This window comes from Endozoicomonas sp. SESOKO1 (assembly GCF_024606265.1).
Lineage (GTDB): Bacteria > Pseudomonadota > Gammaproteobacteria > Pseudomonadales > Endozoicomonadaceae > Endozoicomonas.
Genome location: NZ_JAHHPP010000333.1, coordinates 1 through 21,610 on the forward strand (window position 1 = coordinate 1; position 21,610 = coordinate 21,610).

The following is a 21,610-nucleotide window of genomic DNA, read 5'->3' on the forward strand; positions in this document are numbered from 1 at the left end:
AGAAACGTTCTTGAGCGATCAAGAACCCTCGCCCGATAGGGCGGGGAGTGTCAGAAGCCTGATCCGCTGGCTTAAGAAAGCTACTTAGAGCAGTTAAGTTTTCAAGTGTTTGAATTTTTCGCCAAGTCACATTTTTTACAAAATACGCTGATTGTATTATTGGTATAAGCTCCTTTTTTGTCGTTTCGGTTGTGTGGATTCGGCAGTTGAGGTATCAGTGAGCAGACTATTTGATAACTCCATTGTAGTTTCATTGTTTGTTGCAACAGCACCGGTTGTTAAAACAACATCGGGCAAATACCTGACAATTTCATACCCGTGGGATTCAACTCCATTTTTGATACCTTTCAGATTATCTGCCAATATTTCTATATCCAAAAATTGCTCCTCGCTCAGCTTCCTCTTTAAAAAGCTACGTACTGTTGTATCAGGTGAACCAGGTACATAGTGGAAATCAATATTAGCACCCTGATTGATTAGTTGTTTTATATACTGAAGGCTTGTTGAATCAATATTTGGCTGCAAGACAATATGGCCTAATGCGGTATAACCTCTACGGGAATCTTTGGCATCAACGCAGAGTTTAGGACAATCTAATAAACATTGAATTGTGTATTCGTAGGGGTTACGAGCAAGTGGACGCTCTTGCTTCCATTCCTTGTAACCGCAAATAGCTATTTGCAGCGGTGTTTGTCTTTCGAGCCCGAGCGCATTGACATCTTCTTTTTCGATTAACTTCTTGATAACAGCCCTACCACCATTTTTAATAGCATAAATAAGTGGTGTTTCATCATTGACTTTTAAATCATCAATACCCAGCCGATACATCATTATGCCCAGCAGGCCTGATTGGTCGGCTTGGATAATCGACATTAATAATTTCTCCTTGTCGTTACCTTTAAGATCACTAGCCTTCAGCACATGCATCTTTTCTTTTACCTTTTTAGCATCTGTGTACGAACTGTAGTGAAGTTCATTTAGGTTGCCAATCGATTGTATTAACGACAACGGGTCAATTCTGAAATTTTCCGGATTATCGGCCAATGCCTCTATATCAGAAAAATACTTCTCCTCTAACCCCTCCCGTAAAAATTTACGTACTGTTACACCGTTCTCAATGGGCTGATCTATATTGGCACCCCGATTAATTAATTTATTAATTAACTGAACAGTTGATAAAGCATGCTTTGGCCACAAGGCAATATGGCATAATGCGGTAAGACCTTTTGAGTCCCTGGCATCAACGCAGAGTTTATGATAATCCAAAATCCATTGAATTATCTCTACGTAGGGGTTAACAAATCTTAAGGGATTAAGATCCATCCAATTCTTGTAACGGTCAATGGCTATTTGGAGCGGTGTTTTTCCTTCTTGGAAGCTGAGGGCATTGACATCTCCATTTTCTATTAATTTCTTGATAACAAGCTCGTCGCAACCATTCTGAATGGCATAAATAAGTGGAGTTTCATTTTTGATTTTTAAATCATCAATCCCTAATCGATTTATCATTATGTCCAGAAGGTCTGGTTCGTCGAATTTGATGATCAACATTAATAATTTTTCTTTGTACTTATCTTTCAGATCACTAGCCTTGAGTACCAGCATCTCTTTTTTTATTTTAGCTTCAGCTTCGCACTGCCCCATGTGGCCAAGTTTTTGCTTGTTGACAATGGATAGCATCAAAGGGTCCTCATATAATTCCTGTCTAATACCATTTTCGACCAGCCTGGCAAGACGTAACCCTTTGCTTAAAATGCAGGTACAGAGATCGATCTTCATATGACTTCGATCAGGATGAGAAAATTTTAACAACACTCTGATAATGTACGACACATTTGCATCGTCTGTATTTTGATCAATCTTTAAAATATTGACTAATAGAAACCTTAGTATTTTTTTTTCATTATCAGTTATTAGATCTTCGTTATCATGCTTCTCCAGAATTGATTCCAGGAAGTTACCGACACCTTCAAGACTCCTTAAAGATTCCTTTGAATGAATCACCTCCAACTTCAGCACCCCTGCCTTTACCGCCTCACGTAAATATCGTGTATCAACCTTCTCCAGCTCATTCAGTTCCTCCATAGCGACTTGCATTTCTTTTGAATCGGCAACCTCACCCTTTAAATTTCTACAGAAATTTTCAGCATGCCTGTTTAATTTATCAAAAAAATCACGATCTTTAGCAAGAGCTGGTAATACATGAATAATATCAATATTTCTTTCATTGACTGGTTTGTCATGCGGGCTTTTATTGTAATGGGGGTGACCTTCCTGTTTATAAACCTCCATAAGCTTACTTTTAAAGCCGGGTCCCAAAGATTTTTCAGTGCCTGAATGCACCAAGGTATTTCTGCCATTTGGGTCGAACAGGTAATTTGAAATAAAATCAAGATTTCCGATATTCATAGCACTTTGAAAAGACTTAAATTTTTATTAATTAATCAGCTTGGACTTCTGCTGGCACGTAAAGTTCAATCAAGCTTGCCACCTTTTAAATCCCGTCAGGAATATCTGGAAGAAACACTGGTTGATATGGCAAGCACCCTGGAGCGGGAAAAACGGATAAACCAAGTATGAAATGCCACGCCAGATTCAGTATTACAAAGGGATAATGAACGGATCAGCCGTTTTTAAGCCAAAAACTGTATTCCAACAATAAACAGAAACAGGGCAAACAGCTTCTGTAGTTTATCTGCTGCAAGTCCATGAGCAATACGGGCACCAATTCGCGCAAATAGAACGCTGGTCAAGACAATTCCCAGGAAAGCAGGCCAATAAACATACCCGGTAGCCAGAGCAGGCAGGCCTGAACTCTTTTCACCCAGAGCCATGTTTGATAAGGCCCCCATCACGGCAATAGGAAAGCCACAGGCCGCCGACGTACCAACAGCCTGCTTCATGGTCAGGCTGATTCTGCGCAAAAATGGGACAGAGAGCGTTCCTCCCCCAATGCCAAACATACTGGAAACAGCTCCAATCACCACGCCGACACTCACCAATATTGATTTCCCGGGTACTCTGGCACCGTCATGAACCTTAAACCCGAACCACATTTTTGCCGACACCAGGATCGCAAACACACCAAGCAGCTTTTGCAACACATGCCCACTCAGATTCACGGCGGTATAAACCCCGAGAAAAGCACCGACAAGAATACCGGCACTTAACGTAACAAATAGCCGCCATCGAACAGCACCCTCATCCTGGTGAGCTTTGATTGAGCTGAGTGAAGTGACCACCATAGTGGCAAGGGATGTGCCTACCGCCATATGCGTCAGAACCTCAGGGGACATACCCTGAATCTTGAAACTGAAGATCAGTACAGGAACAATAATCAGCCCCCCACCAATACCAAACAAACCAGCCATCAGTCCGGCACAAGCCCCCAGGGCAAGGTAGACAAGAAAGAGCATCTTTATCCCTTACAAAAAAATCAGTTTTGTGATTATACGACGATAAGTAATTATCTGGAGGCTCTATTTCCGGAAATATCCATCTCAATTCAATGAGAATTGTTTATTGAGACTCGCATGAAATTTAATGCATCCATGTGATCAATTTATATACGACAGAATATATTTAAATTGTCGAAAAATTAATCAAGGATGACTGGATACCGGTTAAGCACTTTTCTGTTTTATTCCCACCCTGCTTGTTTGTTTACCAATAGTTCCTGAAAAATCAAACCGGAAAAGGTATAGACATTCTTACCCATAAGCTCTATAACGTAAATGTACGTACACTTTTTCACTATTGATAATGTGTCGTTCAAAAGGATAGCAAGACTCCTGAAATTCATAATATAAGTAGTACGCCTTACAAGACTCACAACGATCAGGCGAGGGGGAAACAGATGTCCATATTCGCTCAATACCAGCAGAGGTATGAGTCCGTCCAACAGGAAGAGATGAGTCTCACAGAGTACCTGGAACTCTGCAAAAAAGATCCCTGGGCTTACGCCAACGCAGCTGAACGTATGCTCAAGGCGATTGGTGAGCCTGAGGTGATTGATACTTCACGGGATCCACGCTCAAGCAGGATCTTTTCCAATAAACTGATTAAACAGTACCCGGCGTTCAAAGAGTTCTATGGCATGGAAGAAGCCATTGAGCAGATCGTCTCCTATTTCAAACACGCCGCCCAGGGGCTGGAAGAGAAGAAACAGATTCTCTACCTGCTGGGGCCAGTGGGTGGCGGTAAGTCATCCCTTGCGGAAAAATTAAAGCATTTGATGGAGAGAGTACCGTTCTATGCCATCAAGGGATCTCCGGTTTTTGAATCGCCCCTGGGCTTATTCAACCCGGATGAAGATGCCGCCATCCTCAAGGAAGAGTACGGAATACCAAGCCGGTATCTCAAGTACATCATGTCACCCTGGGCCGTTAAACGGCTGAATGAGTATGGTGGTGATATCTCCAAATTCCGGGTGGTCAAACTCTACCCCAGTCGTTTAAACCAGGTGGCCATCGCCAAGACTGAGCCAGGGGATGAGAACAACCAGGATATTTCCAGTCTGGTGGGTAAGGTGGATATTCGTCAGCTGGAAGAATATTCCCAGGACGATCCGGATGCCTACAGCTTCTCCGGTGCCCTGTGCCGGGCAAACCAGGGCATCATGGAATTCGTCGAAATGTTCAAGGCGCCCATCAAGGTACTGCACCCGCTGTTGACCGCGACCCAGGAAGGTAACTACAACAGTACCGAAGGCCTGGGTGCCATCCCTTATGAAGGTATTCTGCTGGCGCACTCTAATGAGTCCGAGTGGCAGTCCTTCCGTAACAACAAGACCAATGAGGCCTTTATTGACCGGGTCAATATCGTCAAGGTGCCTTACTGCGTAAGAGTCAGCGAAGAGATCCATATCTATGAGAAGCTGCTTGAACACAGCTCCCTCAAGGATGCTCCATGCGCACCGGATACCCTGAAGATGCTGGCCCAGTTCACCACCCTGTCCCGCATCAAGGATCCGGACAACTCATCGATCTACTCGAAGATGAAGGTGTACGACGGTGAAAACCTGAAAGATACCGATCCTAATGCCAAGCCTTTGCAGGAATACAAGGACATGGCCGGAGTTGATGAAGGCATGAACGGTCTTTCCACCCGTTTTGCCTTCAAGATTCTCTCCAAGGTCTTTAACTTTGACCCTTCAGAGGTCGCGGCAAACCCGGTACACCTGCTGTACGTTCTGGAACAACAGATTGAACAGCACCAGTTCCCGGAAGAGATACAGGATCGCTATCTGTCGTTTATCAAGGAGTACCTGACGCCCAAGTACATTGAATTTCTGGGCAAGGAAATTCAGACTGCCTACCTGGAGTCTTACTCTGAGTATGGTCAGAACATCTTTGACCGTTACATCACCTACGCTGATTTCTGGATTCAGGATCAGGAGTACCGTGATCCGGACACCGGCCATATTCTTGACCGTTCTGCGCTCAGCGAAGAGCTGGAGAAAATCGAGAAACCGGCAGGCATTGCCAATCCCAAGGACTTCCGGAATGAAGTGGTGAACTTTGTGCTGAGAGCCCGGGCCAATAACGATGGCAAGAACCCCAGCTGGCTGAGCTATGAGAAGATGCGCACCGTGATTGAGAAGAAGATGTTCTCCAATACGGAAGACCTGCTGCCGGTCATCTCATTCAATGCCAAGGGATCCCAGGAAGATCAGCGCAAACATGCTGATTTCGTCTCCCGAATGGTTGCCCATGGTTATACCGAGAAGCAGGTACGCCTGTTATCCGAGTGGTATATCCGGGTTCGCAAGTCTCAATAACAACACTCAATACTCAATAACGCCCGTCTGCGACCAGGCGGGCATAACTCTCATGCCCTGTATTACCCGGGGCAACTCTCCATTAAGCGAACATTAGCGACTATCGGGGAAGCGTCTTTATGAGCATCATAATTGACCGACGCCTCAACGGAAAAAAGAAGAGCACTGTCAACCGACAGCGTTTTCTGAGGCGTTACCGCAGCCTGGTCAAAGAGGCTGTACAGGATGCTGTTGATCAACGCTCGATCACCGACGTTGACAGCGGCAGCAATATTACCATTCCGAAAAAAGATCTGAATGAACCGTTTTTTCATCATGGCCAGGGCGGCCATCACGGTCACGTTCATCCGGGCAATAAAGAGTTTAACCAGGGCGATCGTATTCAGCGACCACCGGGCGGTGGCGGCCAGGGCTCCGGTGATGGCAAGGCCAGTGACAGTGGCGAAGGTGCTGATGACTTTGCCTTCCAGATCAATCGTGACGAGTTTCTGGAATACCTGTTTGATGACCTGGAACTGCCTAACCTGGTCAGGAAAGAGCTGAAAGACAGCACCGACTACAAATTAAAGCGCGCCGGTTTTACCACGGCCGGCTCCCCTGACCGCCTGAACGTGGTTCGCTCACTGCGTGCTGCCCATGCCCGGCGGATAGCACTGTCCGGCAAAGACCGGAAAGTGATCAGAACACTGAAGCGGGAGCTGCGGGAAATGGAAGTCAGCCCGGAAGAAGTTGACCAGCTCCAGGCACGCCGACTCCGTGAAGAGATCAATGTACTTAACAAGAAATTGAAACGCCTGCCATTTATTGATGATTTTGACCTGCGTTTCAATAACATGGCCAAAGTGCCCCAGCCTTCCAGCAAGGCAGTGATGTTCTGTGTGATGGATGTGTCCGGCTCCATGACCCGGGAAATCAAGGACATGGCCAAGCGCTTCTTCCTGCTGCTCTACCTGTTCCTGGAGAGAAACTATGAAGCAGTAGAAGTCGTCTTTATCAGGCACCACAGTGAAGCCCGTGAGTGTGATGAGCAAGACTTCTTCTACGCCAGGGAAACCGGGGGCACAGTGGTATCCACAGCCTTGCGCCTGGCGGACCAGATCATCACTGACCGTTATTCCCCCAGCGAGTGGAATATCTACATCGCCCAGGCTTCCGATGGTGATAACTGGGAAGCCGACTCCAGTAAATGTCACGATATTATTCTGGAAAAGCTGCTGCCGGTTTGCCAGTACTACTCGTACGTGGAAATTACCGATCGCCATCACCAGAACCTCTGGTATGAGTACAAGGCAATAGAGCAGGCACACCCGGGACACTTTGCCATGCAGCAGATCCGCGGTTATTCAGACATTTACCCAACCTTCCGCCGCCTATTTGAGAAAAAGGAGGGAAGTCATGCTGGAAGCTGAAGCACCGGTAAGAACACCGAAAAAAAGAAAAGAGCCGCTCTCTACCGGCTCTGACTGGACATTCGAACTACTGGAGATCTATGACCGGGAGTTTGCCCGGCTGGCCGACAAGTTCAGGCTGGACACCTACCCCAACCAGATCGAGGTGATCAGCTCTGAGCAGATGTTGGACGCCTATTCCTCTGTTGGCATGCCATTGATGTATAACCACTGGAGTTATGGCAAGACCTTCCTCAGCAACCAGCAAAATTACCAGCAGGGAAGAATGGGGCTGGCTTATGAGATAGTGATCAACTCCAACCCCTGCATCGCCTATCTGATGGAAGAAAACACCATGCCCATGCAGGCACTGGTGATTGCCCATGCCTGCTATGGTCATAACTCTTTCTTCAAGGGTAACTATCTGTTCCGGCAGTGGACTGATGCCAGTGCCATTATTGACTACCTGCTGTTCGCCAAGAGCTATCTTGCCAAATGTGAAGAGAAGTACGGCATCAGCGCCGTCGAAGACGTTCTGGATGCCTGCCATGCCCTGATGAACCAGGGCGTCAATCGTTATGTCCGGCCAACGCCCATGTCGGCGGAGCAGGAAAAGGCGCGTTCACAGGAGCGGGAGGAGTACATTCAGCGCAACCTGAACGACCTCTGGCGGACCATCCCGGTGCGAGAGAGTGAAAAGGAGAAAAAAACCGTTCGCTTCCCCAGGGATCCGGAAGAGAACCTGCTTTATTTCATTGAAAAGAACGCGCCGCTGCTGGAAACCTGGCAACGGGAAATTATCCGCATTGTGCGCAAGGTTGCCCAATACTTCTACCCGCAACGACAGACCCAGGTGATGAATGAGGGTTGGGCAACCTTCTGGCATTACCACCTGATGCATGAAATGTACGACGAAGGACTGATTACCGAAGGCTTTATCATGGAGTTCCTGCACTCTCACTCCAGTGTCGTATACCAGCCGGATTTTGATGACCAACGATACAGTGGCATCAACCCCTACACCCTGGGCTTCAATATCTTCCGGGATATACGCCGGATCTGCGAGAACCCGACGGATGAAGACCGGGAGTGGTTCCCGGACCTGGCAGGCAGTGACTGGCTGGATGCGGTTCACTTCGCCATGCAGAACTTCAAGGATGAAGGCTTTATTCTGCAATACCTGTCGCCCAAGGTCATGCGGGATATGCGGCTGTTCAGCATCGATGACAATGAAGTTAACCCCTACCTTGAGGTAGATGCCATCCATGACGACACAGGCTATCGTCAGCTGAGGGAAAACCTGGCCGCGCAATATAACCTGGGGAACCGGGAGCCCAATATCCAGGTCTACAACGTGGATGTCCGTGGTGACCGCTCACTGACCCTTCGTCATTACATGCACAGGGGAAGGCCGCTTGATAAGGACAGCACCAGTGAAATCATCAAGCATATTCACCGCCTGTGGGGATTCGATGTAAAAATGGAATCGGTGGACGAGGAAAATATCGTCCAGTATGAACACACACTGCCGAAAGAGAAGCAATCCTCATAGGCTGTTTGAAAAGCACCCGTCCAGAACGCAGTTTCAATGCAATTGATGGGTGCTTTATTGACCTCCAGACTCCGTTCGTCCTGAGCGGAGTTGAAGGGTGCCAGGCACAACGCATCAGCCCCGGGTTTGCCCCACCGAACAGAACTGGTCAGAACATGATGCAAGGGCAATGAAGACGTAGCACGCTGCGTTGAGATAATTTCAGGTAAAAGGTCTATGCCTCATCATAAACCAGCTTGAAGCTAACTCCCCTCGCCTCACCAAAGGCTGTGGTTTTGATTCAGATACAACGGCTGCTCTTTGTTTCCAGAGTCGTATGATTGATGCAGAACTGATGCCGTAACGCCACCCTGATTTTTCGTTTAACCGCTTCCGGCTCAGCCCCATTCAGCAGAATACGACCTTCAAAGAAGAACTTTTTATCATCCAGCTGCCAGACGTGCATACACCCTACTCTTTTGACCCCATCGATGCTTTCCAGAGCCGCCCTGATCTGTTCAATATCGAGGCTACCCGGGACACCCTGCATAAGAATAATAATGCAGCGCCGCAAAAGAACAGTGCCATTATAGATCACGAAGATTGAAATCCCGATGGTGGCTATCACATCAAAAATATAGAGCTGGTAGTTGATGATCAGCACACCCGCTACGATGACTACCAGAGAGGCAACCGCATCGGAAGCACTGTGAATAAATACCGCATTGATATTGATATCCCTTCTGGCTCCAGCCTTGAAAGTCAGTAGTGTTGTCGTCATATTAACCAGAAGGGCAACAGCAGCAACCAACAACACAATCCAACCATCAATTTCCGTGGGATAGAAATACTTGCCTACGGCCTCAAAAATCAGATAAATTCCCACAACCAATAAAAATACGCTATTGATCAGAGCCCCAAGAATATCTGCCCTTTTATATCCGTAGGTCATGAACTTATCCGCTGACTTACAACCTATTCTCCTGGCGATGACAGCAACCAGTATTGCACAGGCATCACCCAGGTTATGTAGCGAGTCTGCAATCAGGGAAAGGCTTCCGGCAACGCCTCCCCCAACGGCCTGAACACCACTCAGGAAAAGCTTGATAAGCAGGGCAAGGCTCAGCTTTCCATCACCAACGGAATCATAATCATCATGCTGGTCCATGGATGTTTACTCACCATATCCAGAGGTTTTAATTGTAGTCTTTCGTACTGATACAGCTGAAAAATAACAACATTAGCTGCTGCACAACAAGTCAACTGTCGTATTATATTAACCAGTGGAGTGAGTACAGGCGTTGATTCATACACCATACTCCACCAATAAAAAACCTGAAAAAGCCTGATACATCAGTAGATAAAGCCTAAACAGGACTATTACAAACACAATTTATGATGTTATATTGTAAACTCCCTTTTCTGGAAATCTGAGGTTCAGCTATTGAGATGGATTTCAACATTGATACAGGGAACGATACAGATAACGATACAGGGAACTAAGTGGCAAGGATGACACTTTTTTATGAATGACCATAAAAAAATGCCAAAAAATAAAACAACAAGGGTTGCAGTTTCCCAGCAGTTCCTTCAATGTAATATTTAAGGATTCAAGCTGTATGGAAGCGACCAAGAAGGAAATGGAAGCTATGCTGGTAGGTACAGTCAAGTGGTTTAATAACCCCAAAGGTTATGGATTTATCCAGGCACAGGAAGCGACAGAGAATCAGGATGTTCTCATTCATTACTCTGTCATTGATATGGACGGCTTTAAAACGCTGAAAGCGGGCCAGGTTGTCAGCTTTGAGCTCGGTCATGGCCCCAAGGGTCTGATCGCCACAAAAGTCGTTCCCGATAACGGCAATGGCACCGCCAGTGAAAGCACTCAGAGCACAAATCAGGAAGCGCCATTCCCGATTTAAACAGGATTCAAGCGGTCTGAATACTCTTTTGAAAGACAGAAGCATGTAATTCTCCACAGTAGTGTTCATTGTGGAGAAACATCTAATATGACAAAAGAATATTTATTGCTATTATTCTCAGCCACTCTTTTATAAAAAGAATGTCTGTCTGTTCAGTCAGCGGTTCAGGACTGCTCTTTCCGGCTACTCTTGCCGGATAAACGTCACAAGTGCACTTTCTGCATCGCAATGATCAGTCATACAGGTCTTCGCTTTTTCCATTGTGCTTTCGTGGAAAACAACTGTCGACGACTTTTTAAAAGAGCCACGTTTTTCATCAATCATTGACCCATAAATCCAAGACAAGGTAGTGCAGTGCTGCTGGACAGTTTCCCCCTCGCTCTTTCAGGCTCTCTGATTATTATTGCAGCGATTGCCTGGTATCTTTGGCTTACTTTCAGCCCTTTCAAAGCCAAAACCAACGTTTTTCTTTTTGAGCAGGACAAGCGTGCTTTTTTTGGCCAGCTGGATATTGCCGTTCGCAGTCACTTGATGGTTTTGCCCTCTTTGCCCGTTGGCGACGTTCTGAAATCCGGTAAGTTCAGCCGGTCCGCAATAGCACTGAATATCAAGAGAAACCGCCGGTTTGATTTTGTGCTCTATCACCGCAGACAGATGCAAGTCTGTTGTGTGATCAATCTTATCCCCTACAACACCAAGTCCGACGCAAAAGAGTTCAGGCTATTACGTCAGCTGTGTGAAGCGGCAGAACTGCCAATACTGGAATATGACATGAAACCCTGGCGGGATGTTACCGAGTTGAGACGCACGGTGCTCGCCACCTGCGGATTTGAAGCGGAAGACACACCAGATTACCAACTCCCGACGCCAGGAGATGCTGTTGCAGAAGTCGAGACAATCGTGGATCCACAATGCCCCAAGTGTCATAGCCCCATGAAATTGCGCACGCTTAAAAAAGGCTCTCAGGCGGGAATGGAGTGCTGGGTATGCAGCACTTACCCGGGCTGCAAAGGCGCCAGAATGGTTAACTCCTGATCAGTAATAGAACCGGCTACCACACGTAGCCAGTGTCTTTAACACAGGTCAGGAGTGCTTAAGGATCACGGTAGCCAAAGGCGGCAATGTCAGGGTAAGACTGCATGGCAAATGATGCATCGGGATTTCCTCAGCCTCAAGCAGTTCTCCTGCGCTAACACCACTGCCTCCAAAGCAGGTATTATCGGTGTTCAAAATCTCACAATAGCGACCAGCCACAGGAACCCCGATGCGATAATTGTCACGAACCACCGGCGTCAGATTACAAACAACCTGTAGTGAATTCCCTTCATTATCATAGCGACGAAACACCAGAACACTCTGGTTGTAATCATCCACGACTGTCCAGGCAAAACCTTCTACCTTGAGATCCTGCTCAAACATTGCCGACTCTGAACCATGAAGCTGATTAAGCGTTTTAACCAGCTTCTGAACACCCGCACTGAAGCCCTCTGGATTTTCCAGCAAGCCCCAGTCCAGTTGGTTATTCGGATTCCACTCGTTAAAGGTACCCAGTTCAGCCCCCATAAAGAGCAGCTTTTTCCCGGGATGTGCATACATAAAAGCCAGATAAGCCCGCAGGTTGGCAAAACGCTGCCAGTCGTCACCGGGCATACGGGTCAGAATAGTGCCTTTACCATGAACCACTTCATCGTGGGACAGGGGAAGAACAAAATTTTCACTCCAGGCATAAACCGTACTGAACGTCATCTGGCCATGATGGTGCTGACGGTAGACAGGATCGAGTTTCATATACTCAAGGGTGTCATTCATCCATCCCATGTTCCATTTGAAGTCAAACCCAAGCCCACCGTCTGCAATCGCCCTGGAAACACCGGGCCAGCTTGTCGACTCCTCCGCAATGGTCATCACGCCCGGGAAAGCAGTATGCACTTTCTCATTGAACTTCTTCAGGAAAGCCATGGCTTCCAGGTTCCCATTCCCACCATGGATATTAGCTTCCCACTCACCGTGATTCCGTGAGTAATCCAGATAGAGCATAGAGGCTACAGCGTCTACACGCAGACCATCAATATGGAACTCATCCAGCCAGTAAAGGGCATTACTGACCAGAAAATCCTGAACCCAGGGCTTGCCAAAATCATAAATACAGGTTTGCCAGTCAGGGTGCCACCCACGGCGAGGGTCCGGATGCTCATAGAGTGATGAGCCATCAAACCTGGCCAGCCCATGCTCATCGCTGGGAAAATGCGCAGGTACCCAATCCAGAATGACACCTATGCCCTTCTGGTGACACTGATCGACAAAATAGCGGAAATCATCGGACGAACCATAACGGCTACTGGGCGCATAAAGACCTACCGGCTGATACCCCCAGGACTCAAACAGCGGATGCTCCGACACCGGCAGCAGCTCAACATGGGTAAAACCCATGTCCATAACATAGGGAATCAGCGCATCGGCCAGCTCACGGAAATTCAGGAAGTTACCATCCTCCTTTCTTTTCCATGATCCCACATGCACCTCGTAGATAGAGAATGGCTGCTCTCTGTCGTTTTTCTCCTGTCTCTGGCTCATCCATTGCTGGTCTTTCCAGGAATAGTTTTCGACGCCCGGAACAACAGACGCCAGTCCGGGCCACTGCTCAATATGTCGGGCGAATGGATCGGTTTTCAGTGGCAGCGGATTGCCGTGGTAATCACGGATAGCGTATTTATACTGATCACCGGGCTGGACACCGGGTACAAACAGACGCCAGATACCATCATCCGCGCTGGCCATTGGCAGGAGCCGGTCATCCCAGCCATTAAAGCTGCCCACAATACTGACAGACCGGGCATAAGGCGCGTAAACCTTGAACAGAATCCCCTGTATAGTCAGTTTGCTGTTGACCTTATGAGAGACCACCCGGGCGCCAAGGTGTCGATAGAGGCCATCCGGCTCAATATCTGACTGGGCAAGAATATACTCCCCGAAACAGTAAGGGTCATAAACCACAAAACGATGGCCATTCGCCCAATGGATCGCCAGCTGATAAAGAAACGGTTTTTTTCGTCTGGGCAGATGCAGCTCAAACACACCCGCCTCGTTGCGGCTCATCTCGCCAAGTAATTTGCCGGTGTGGTGGTCAAAAACCTCAACCATGGTGGCATCCGGGCGCCATGCGCGAATGACCAGACCTTTTCCTTGCGGATGAGGGTGTATCCCCAACTCATCAAAAGGGGTTGCACACTGACTGTTTGCCAGATCCGATACCACAGGCGTTATATCTGCCCTTGCTATTGAAAGATCTGCCGTTGAAGGATCTGCTGTTGACGGACCTGCTGTCAAAGATGTTGTGGATGATACTGCAATATTCATAGCGTTGTTTTTTTTCAGTGCAAAAATTGCCTGTCGTCACAATCAGATCGATTCCTTATCATCTGAAAATGCTCTCTGTCCGAGAAGACAGGGCAAACCTGTATCTGGAAGGCTGAAAATCTCAGCCTTCCCCATTTCCTCAAGATCCACTATTCAGGGCGGCTCGATAAACCTCAAGGTAATCCATGGCTGATTGCTCCCAGGTAAAGGACTCAGACATGGCATTCCCCATCAAACGAGCCATTAACTGTCCATCCTGATAAATGGCGCGGGTTTGATTGAGACAGTGCAACAGGGCACCACTGTCAGCCGCCTCAAACATAAATCCGGTAGCCACCTCTGCTTGTGACTGATAACCTTTGACTGAGTCCACCAGCCCGCCAACAGCCCGCACAATGGGCAGGGTACCGTATTTCATGCTGTACATCTGGTTAAGGCCACAGGGCTCAAACAGGGAAGGCATCAGGAAGAAATCAGAACCTGCTTCAATCAGATGGGCCAGAGTGTTGTCATAAGCTTCAATAAAGCGGCACTTATCAGGAAAAGCACTGGCCAGGCGGCTCAGTTCAGCGGCAGTAGCCCGGTCACCTGACCCCTGGAGTACAACCTGAACATCATCCTGCAAAAACTGCCACAGGGCTGGTATCAGATAAGCAAAACCTTTCTGTTCGGCAAGGCGACTGACCAGCCCATACAGAGGCCTGTCGGCAATTACCGGTAACCGGAGTTGTTCCTGCAGAGCCTGCTTACAGGCCGCCTTGCCAGAAAGATCATGGAGGGAGTAATTGGCTGGCAGCAAAGCGTCCGTTTCAGGATTCCACTCCTGATAATCGCAGCCATTAAGAATACCGGAAAAATCCTGTTGTCTCCGCCCGATGATTTGGGCAAGACCATGAGACCCAAGATCCGTCTGGAGTTCTTCAGCATACCCTGGACTCACGGTTGTGATCTTGTCAGCAAAGGCAATGCCGCCCTTGAGCAGATTTATACGCCCATGGTCTTCAAAAAACTCCGGGGTATACCAATGGTGATCGATACCCAGCACGTCCAGCAAGGCACGGTCAGAATGCTGCTGATAGGCACCATTATGAATGGTCAGGACCGTCCGTGTGTCGGCAAAGAAAGCATTGCCGGACTCATGGGTTTTCAGGTAGTAAGGCAGCAGTGCAGTCTGCCAGTCATGGCCGTGAATAATAGCAGGCTTGAAGCGTAAAGTTTGGCAGGCCTGAAGTGCAGCCTTACAAAAGAAAGCAAATCGCTCAGTGTTATCACCAAAACCTTCACCCTCATGAGTGTAGAGACCACTGCGGTCAAAGTAATGGTTGTGCTCAATCAGGTAAACAGGGACACCGTCAAACGACCCCTGCCTTATGGCAAACCCCATTTTGCCAAATGAACCGAGATAAACCTCTCCAACTCCAACGACATCCGTTGTCAATGCCTCCAGCGCCTGACGGTAGGCGGGCATAATCACCCGAACATCATTTCCGAGCTTGCGCATCCAGGGCCCGAGAGCGCCGGCCACATCGGCCAGCCCTCCGGTTTTGACAATACCTGCCAGCTCTGAGACCGCAAAAAGTATTTTTAAATCAGAACCCAACTTTTGCTCCTCTGGGAATAACCACCAGGCCAGAATCAGTGACCTTGAAGCGTTTAAGATCCTCTTCACGGTCAATACCGATGCGGGTGCCCGGTGCAATTTCTGCACGCTTATCAACAATAACCCGGTTCAATACGACGTCTTCACCGATGGTGACATTGGGCATAATAACCGATTCGTGAATATGGGTATTGTCGCCGATCTTGACGTTGTAACCTACCACACTACGATGCATGTGGATGTCATTGAATACGCAACCCACACCCACCATGGAGTTGTTGATCTGGCCTTCCCGCTCTTCACGATTAAAGGCAATCAGGGCCGGTGGATAGGGGGGGATATAGGTACGAATCGGCCAGTCCTGATTGTGCAGGTTGATCGGTGGTTCACCGGTCAGCAGATCCATGTTCGCTTCCCAGAATGAATCAATGGTGCCCACATCGCGCCAGTAGCCGTTGTTTTTACCCCCGGGAACCGCATTTCTGGAGAAGTCATACACCATGACTTTTGCCCGGGGATAAAGGGATGGAATGATGTCTTTGCCAAAGTCGTGGTCAGACACTTGATTGGCATGATCATCCAGCAACTCCTGCACCAGACACTCTTTGGTGAACACATAATTGCCCATGGAAGCCAGCACAAAGTCCGGATTTCCTGGAATGGTCTTTACATTATTCCTGGGCTTTTCTGCAAAACCGATCATACGGCCAGTTTCATCAACCTCGATAATACCGAAGTGGTGGGCCTGGTCCACCGGCACGGGAATTGCTGCAACGGTCAGGTCGGCACTGTGCTGCTGGTGATAGTGAACCATGTCCCGTACATCCATGGTGTAGATGTGATCGCCACCAAACACACACACCAGATCAGGGTTGTGTGACTCGATGTGATTCAGGTTTTGATACACCGCATCCGCCGTCCCCTGATACCAGTCGCTGCCGGTATTCATCTGGGCGGGCAGCGTATCAATAAACTTGTCCGCCAGACCGGCAATACGCCAGCAACGTTGCACGTGCTTGCTCAGCGAGTGGGACTTGAACTGAGTAATCAGGTAGATCTTGTGAAGGTCGGAATTCACAAAATTACTCAACACAAAGTCGATGATTCGATATTGTCCGCCAAAAGGAACAGCAGGCTTTGCTCTCATCCCCGTAAGTGGAGCAAGTCTGGACCCTTCCCCCCCGGCCAGGATCATGGATAGGACTGATGCCATGGTCGATTTTCCTGTTATCTGCATTATGAATTTAAATTGATAAGGTCATTCCCTGACCCATTCCGGGCTATTGCTTAAAGCATCCCCCCCCGGAAAAATCCCACACTTGCCCAAAAGCCAGCCCTTCTATTATTGCCGTCTTGAGGTAAGGTATTTCGATGTCTGGCTCAGCTCACATCAAACGCCATTTGCCTTGAAGACTTCGGCGACGATCTCCTGAGCTTCACTCTGCAGATAGGAAAGGTGCTCTTTCCCTTCAAAGCTTTCGGCATAAATCTTATAAACGGCTTCAGTGCCGGAGGGCCTGGCTGCAAACCAGCCCCGCCCAGTGACTACTTTCAGTCCACCAATCGCGGCACCATTGCCTGGTGCATGGGTTAAACGGGCAATGATCGGGTCCCCGGCCAGTTTTTCCGCTTTAACCTGCTCCGGACTCAATGCAGCAAGCACATTCTTCTGGGCATCATTGGCAACAGCATCCAGCCTCTGATAAACCGGAGCACCGTATTTCCGGGTCAGCTCCTGATAGTGCTCGCCAGGATCACGCCCGGTAACCGCTGTAATTTCTGCTGCCAGCAACGCCATGATGAAACCATCTTTATCGGTGCACCAGGTATTACCATCCCGGCGCAGGAAACAGGCTCCGGCACTCTCCTCTCCAGCAAACGCCATAGAGCCTTCTGAGAGACCATCAACAAACCACTTGAACCCGACAGGAACTTCAGTCACTGTGCGACCCAGACCATTGGCAACACGATCGATCATGGCACTGGAAACCAGCGTCTTGCCGATAGTCGCATCCGCTGTCCATTGGGGACGGTGGGTATAGAGATACTGGATGGCAACGGCCAGATAGTGGTTTGGATTCAACAATCCATGGCCACGGGTGACAATGCCGTGGCGATCAAAGTCCGGGTCATTCCCGAAAGCAATATCAAAATCATCCTTGAGGTTGATCAGCCCCGCCATGGCCGAGGAGGATGAACAGTCCATACGGATCCGGCCATCCTTATCAAGATGCATAAAGGAAAATGCTGGATCAATTTTCTTACTGACCAGCGTCAGGTCAAGACCATAACGATCAGCAACAGGCGCCCAATAGTGCAAACCTGAACCGCCCAGAGGATCAATACCAATGCTCAGTCCAGCACCGGCAATGGCTTCCATATCCAGCACGTTTTCCAGATCATTTACATAGGGTGTAACGAAGTCATACTTGTGGACCTGGCCGGACCTGAGCGCCTGCTCGAACGACACCCTGTTAACACCAGCGAGGTTATCGGCAATCAGCTCATTAGCCCGCCGCTCGATCCAGCCGGTAATATCACTGCCTGCAGGACCACCATGGGGCGGGTTATATTTAAAACCGCCATCTTCCGGTGGATTGTGGGAAGGGGTAATGACCACTCCGTCGGCCAGCTTAGAGCCATTAGCAGATAAAGAGCCATTAGCAGACGCAGACAAAGAGCGACTGCGGTTGTAGGAAACAATGGCATGGGAAATAACCGGCGTTGGCGTGTAGCCACGCTCCTGATCAATCATGATATCCAGGCCATTGGCCGCAAACACTTCAACAGCAGTGATTAAGGCCGGTTCAGAAAGCGCATGGGTATCCATGCCAACAAAAACAGGGCCTTCTATTCCATGAGCACGGCGATACTCACAGATTGCCTGACTGATAGCCAGAATGTGGGCTTCATTAAACGAACCAGTGGCAGATGTTCCACGATGACCCGATGTACCAAAAGCGACACGCTGACTGTTTTCTGCCTGATCGGGCCGTATCGTGAAATAGTCACTGACCAGCCGGGGAATATTAACCAGAAGATCATCGGTTGCGGGTTGGCCTGCGAGGGGATGCATGGCGGTTCCTCAATAATTAAATGGCAAAAAATGCTCTGCTGGCCGACAGCAAATACAACCAATATTTGCTAACCATGAAAATGCATTTAATTGACTGGCTTAACAGGTAAAAGACATTTCACATTTACCTATTGTTGACCTATTGTTCACCAACATGGTTATCTTCCATACAACTCCTGAAAAACCAGAAGATTACCCAATTTTTTTCCAGAAGCTAACAGAGATAACCGCCCGCCAACATAAAAAAAAGCAGAGCATCAGCCTGTAAGTAAGTGATTATGCTCACAATACCGACTATCCTATACGAATGCATTGCCGTTTATTACTTATTTACCAAAACCCACCACCATGAAATAATAGACAGTTTTTATTCCAACCCCTTCACCACCACAACGCTATGGCCTGGCACTTCGTACCACCCCTGATTCAAAATCACCTGCTCCCGAAAAGCCCCTTTATTATCCAGATTTGTAGACAAAACTCTTTGCCAGCGAACGTTATGACCAGCATCCGGCAAATTAAAGCGTCGGGTTTCAGCCTCATTATTGATCAATAGCACCAGACTGGGCTGGCTTGCCACAGGGCAACGATATCGCATCGCCACTGCATGACCACGCTCATCAGGCAGCATTGCTGCAGTCAGAGGTATACCGTGGGTATTAAACCAGTCAAGCGCAGCGCTATGCCAATGCTTATCGTCTGTCTGATAACGGATTCCCAGCAATGGCTCTGACTTGCGCAAATGAATGAGCATAGACGAGAACTGTTGCAGCTCTGCACCATCAGGATTCTCAGTATTTTTTTTGCCATTATTACTGCCGTTAACTCCAGCCAGCCAGGACCAGTCAACCCAGCCAATCGGGTTATCCTGACAGTACGCATTATTATTGCCATGCTGACTGTTACCAAATTCATCACCCGCCATCAGCATGGGGATACCCCGGGAAAACATCAGTGTTGTCAGCAGGTTTTTTCGTGCACGCAGTCGAAGTTTTTGAATGGCAGGATCACTGGAAACGCCTTCAACCCCATAATTCCAGGTGAGATTGTGTTGATCCCCATCCCGGTTGCCTTCACCATTAGCCAGGTTGTGTCGGTACTCAAACGACACCAGGTCATGCAGAGTAAAACCATCATGACTGCAGATATAGTTGACACTGCCAGCAGGTCTGCCACACCCGAACAGATCTCTGGAGCCAGTAAGACGCCAGGCGATATCAACCACCTGATCCTTGTCACCACGCCAGAATGACCGGATACCATTACGGTAACGGTCATTCCACTCATGCCAGTCCCTTGGGAATCCCTTCAGACGATAGCCTTCCGGCCCAATATCCCATGGCTCTGCTATCATCTGCCGGGTTGCAAGAATGGGGTCCTGAAATACAGCCTGAAAGAACGCACTGTGAGCATCAAACTTACGATGTCGTCTGGCCAGGGTCGGCGCCAGGTCAAAACGGAAACCATCAATCTGATAGTGCTCAGCCCAATACCGAAGGCTATCCATCACCAGCTTGATAGTTTGTGCACTGTCAAAATTCAGTGTATTCCCACAGCCACTGTAGTTGGTTGTCACCAGATGACCACCCTGGTGATCCAGCAGGTAATAATCTTTCTCAGCCAGCCCTCTCAGGCTCAGGCTTGGACCATCAGTCCCCGCTTCACAGGTATGGTTGTAAACAACATCCATCACCACCCGAATACCGGCACGATGCAATTCACGAACCATTGTCTTCAGTTCATCAACCGGATTATCGATAGCATACGATGGTTCCGGCGCCATAAAGCAGAGCGGGTTATAACCCCAGTAATTTTTCAACCCCAGCTTCCGCAACCTTGGCTCGCTGAGAAAACTGGTAACAGGCAACAGCTCAACCGTATTGACACCCAGACCCTTCAGATAATCAATAATGACTGGATGACACATCCCCAGATAAGTCCCTCTCAATGCTTCCGGAACATCAGGATGTTGTCGGGTAAAACCCTTTACGTGGCTCTCGTAAATAATACTGTCATCATGGGAGAGTTCAGGCCTGGTAACCGACTGCCAGTCAAACTGGTCTGTCCGGACCACCGATTTGGGCAGCAAGCGGCCATTATCCTGATCATTAAACAACCAGCGACTTCTTTCCTTTCCGGAGTAATCATAGATGGCAGGCTGCCAGTTAATTGTCCCTTTGACCTCACGGGCATAAGGATCCAACAGCAATTGATTAATATTGAAGCGTAACCCCTCATCCGGCGCCCAGCGGCCATCGGCGCGATAGCCATAGGCCTGACCTTCCTGCACCCCTTCAACCAATACATGCCAGATGCCTTTTTCAGGGCCATACATGGGAATGCGCTGCTCCACGCCTGCGCTATCAAACAAACACAGCATCATGGCCGACGCTTCCGGTGCATATACCGCGAAGTTCACACCCACCGCCGAGGCAGGAAGCTCCGGGTGCAGTTGCTGATTCAGAAAGTTGGCGCCCAGATGGCGGCAACTTCCCGGGCCAAATGATTCAATCATTATTCGTGGCTGATTCATGTATCCGAGATATCAACATATTGGAATAGGCTGAATTTTAATTTGATTCAGCAACAATGACTACTGCTGTTGAAACTATCCCATTCTATTCAGGCACTGTCATTTACCATATTTGCACAAGCGCACCCCGCTTCCCGCCACCCGCTGCCCGAAAAAGAGAGACCGCTTGTGCTTTCTCTCCGTGTCTTTGTGCCTCGGTGGTGAAAACTAGATCGCCTCCAATGCCTCAGAGAGTTTTTTCACGGCGATCACCGTAAGACCGGAAATGGGTTTTCTTGGCTGATTGGCTGCTGGCACAATGGCCCGGCTGAAACCGTGCTTGGCGGCTTCGATCAGACGTTCCTGGCCATTGGCCACCGGACGGATTTCCCCGGCCAGACCAACCTCACCAAAAGCCACCAGGTCCTGGGGCAGCGGTGTATCC

At 48.5% G+C, this 21,610-nt stretch carries 14 protein-coding genes; 5 read left to right on the forward strand and 9 right to left on the reverse strand.

Annotated elements, in window-relative coordinates:
- Positions 1–156: 156 nt before the first annotated feature.
- Together KDK13_RS15150 and KDK13_RS15155 are read right to left on the reverse strand one after the other, a co-directional pair.
- A complete protein-coding gene (locus tag KDK13_RS15150; RefSeq protein WP_257285813.1) occupies positions 157–2,409 on the reverse strand; it encodes an ankyrin repeat domain-containing protein in 2,253 nt (750 codons plus the stop codon).
- Positions 2,410–2,633: 224 nt separating this feature from the next.
- Positions 2,634–3,416, reverse strand: coding sequence for a sulfite exporter TauE/SafE family protein (locus KDK13_RS15155; protein ID WP_257285814.1), 783 nt, complete (start codon positions 3,414–3,416; stop codon positions 2,634–2,636).
- Between the two features lie 440 nt (positions 3,417–3,856).
- Between KDK13_RS15155 and KDK13_RS15160 the strand changes: the two genes are divergently transcribed.
- From KDK13_RS15160 to KDK13_RS15170, 3 genes are all read left to right on the forward strand, one after another.
- A complete protein-coding gene (locus tag KDK13_RS15160) occupies positions 3,857–5,779 on the forward strand; it encodes a PrkA family serine protein kinase (protein WP_257285815.1) in 1,923 nt (640 codons plus the stop codon).
- Between the two features lie 119 nt (positions 5,780–5,898).
- Complete coding sequence (locus tag KDK13_RS15165) at positions 5,899–7,188, forward strand: YeaH/YhbH family protein (protein ID WP_257285816.1); 1,290 nt, start codon at positions 5,899–5,901, stop codon at positions 7,186–7,188.
- Entirely contained in the window at positions 7,175–8,719 is a 1,545-nt protein-coding gene (locus tag KDK13_RS15170) for a SpoVR family protein (RefSeq protein ID WP_257285817.1), read from the forward strand. The genes KDK13_RS15165 and KDK13_RS15170 overlap by 14 nt, the downstream gene beginning before the upstream one ends.
- A 280-nt stretch (positions 8,720–8,999) precedes the next feature.
- Here KDK13_RS15170 and KDK13_RS15175 read toward each other — a convergent pair whose 3' ends face one another.
- Positions 9,000–9,866, reverse strand: coding sequence for a cation diffusion facilitator family transporter (locus tag KDK13_RS15175; protein ID WP_257285818.1), 867 nt, complete (start codon positions 9,864–9,866; stop codon positions 9,000–9,002).
- Between the two features lie 451 nt (positions 9,867–10,317).
- Between KDK13_RS15175 and KDK13_RS15180 the strand changes: the two genes are divergently transcribed.
- Together KDK13_RS15180 and KDK13_RS15185 are read left to right on the forward strand one after the other, a co-directional pair.
- On the forward strand, positions 10,318–10,620 hold the full coding sequence (locus KDK13_RS15180) for a cold shock domain-containing protein (protein ID WP_306671155.1): 303 nt from the start codon (positions 10,318–10,320) through the stop codon (positions 10,618–10,620).
- A gap of 354 nt (positions 10,621–10,974) precedes the next feature.
- Positions 10,975–11,655 carry a DUF2726 domain-containing protein gene (locus KDK13_RS15185; RefSeq protein ID WP_257285819.1) on the forward strand — a complete coding sequence of 227 codons (681 nt, stop codon included), beginning with the start codon at positions 10,975–10,977 and terminating at the stop codon, positions 11,653–11,655.
- Between the two features lie 48 nt (positions 11,656–11,703).
- Here the strand turns inward: KDK13_RS15185 and glgB are convergent, their stop codons facing one another.
- From glgB to KDK13_RS15215, 6 genes are all read right to left on the reverse strand, one after another.
- On the reverse strand, positions 11,704–13,977 hold the full coding sequence (gene glgB / locus KDK13_RS15190) for a 1,4-alpha-glucan branching protein GlgB (RefSeq protein ID WP_257285820.1): 2,274 nt from the start codon (positions 13,975–13,977) through the stop codon (positions 11,704–11,706).
- A gap of 139 nt (positions 13,978–14,116) precedes the next feature.
- Positions 14,117–15,577, reverse strand: coding sequence for a glycogen synthase (locus KDK13_RS15195; protein WP_257285821.1), 1,461 nt, complete (start codon positions 15,575–15,577; stop codon positions 14,117–14,119).
- Entirely contained in the window at positions 15,567–16,790 is a 1,224-nt protein-coding gene (gene glgC / locus KDK13_RS15200; RefSeq protein WP_257285822.1) for a glucose-1-phosphate adenylyltransferase, read from the reverse strand. Before glgC ends, KDK13_RS15195 begins: the two co-directional genes overlap by 11 nt.
- A gap of 177 nt (positions 16,791–16,967) precedes the next feature.
- Positions 16,968–18,653, reverse strand: coding sequence for a phosphoglucomutase (alpha-D-glucose-1,6-bisphosphate-dependent) (gene pgm / locus KDK13_RS15205; protein WP_257285823.1), 1,686 nt, complete (start codon positions 18,651–18,653; stop codon positions 16,968–16,970).
- Positions 18,654–19,020: 367 nt separating this feature from the next.
- Entirely contained in the window at positions 19,021–21,168 is a 2,148-nt protein-coding gene (gene glgX / locus KDK13_RS15210; RefSeq protein WP_257285824.1) for a glycogen debranching protein GlgX, read from the reverse strand.
- Between the two features lie 225 nt (positions 21,169–21,393).
- A partial coding sequence (locus tag KDK13_RS15215; protein WP_306671156.1) for a magnesium chelatase domain-containing protein occupies positions 21,394–21,610 on the reverse strand: 217 nt, incomplete at its 5' end.

Bases quoted from the DNA above. Each gene is read 5' to 3' on its own strand.
- glgB (WP_257285820.1), bottom strand. From the start codon at position 13,977: ATGAATATTGCAGTATCATCCACAACATCTTTGACAGCAGGTCCGTCA.
- KDK13_RS15165 (WP_257285816.1), top strand. From the start codon at position 5,899: ATGAGCATCATAATTGACCGACGCCTCAACGGAAAAAAGAAGAGCACT.
- KDK13_RS15150 (WP_257285813.1), bottom strand. From the start codon at position 2,409: ATGAATATCGGAAATCTTGATTTTATTTCAAATTACCTGTTCGACCCA.
- KDK13_RS15155 (WP_257285814.1), bottom strand. From the start codon at position 3,416: ATGCTCTTTCTTGTCTACCTTGCCCTGGGGGCTTGTGCCGGACTGATG.
- glgC (WP_257285822.1), bottom strand. From the start codon at position 16,790: ATGGCATCAGTCCTATCCATGATCCTGGCCGGGGGGGAAGGGTCCAGA.
- KDK13_RS15180 (WP_306671155.1), top strand. From the start codon at position 10,318: ATGGAAGCGACCAAGAAGGAAATGGAAGCTATGCTGGTAGGTACAGTC.
- KDK13_RS15170 (WP_257285817.1), top strand. From the start codon at position 7,175: ATGCTGGAAGCTGAAGCACCGGTAAGAACACCGAAAAAAAGAAAAGAG.
- KDK13_RS15160 (WP_257285815.1), top strand. From the start codon at position 3,857: ATGTCCATATTCGCTCAATACCAGCAGAGGTATGAGTCCGTCCAACAG.
- glgX (WP_257285824.1), bottom strand. From the start codon at position 21,168: ATGATTGAATCATTTGGCCCGGGAAGTTGCCGCCATCTGGGCGCCAAC.
- KDK13_RS15175 (WP_257285818.1), bottom strand. From the start codon at position 9,866: ATGGACCAGCATGATGATTATGATTCCGTTGGTGATGGAAAGCTGAGC.
- pgm (WP_257285823.1), bottom strand. From the start codon at position 18,653: ATGCATCCCCTCGCAGGCCAACCCGCAACCGATGATCTTCTGGTTAAT.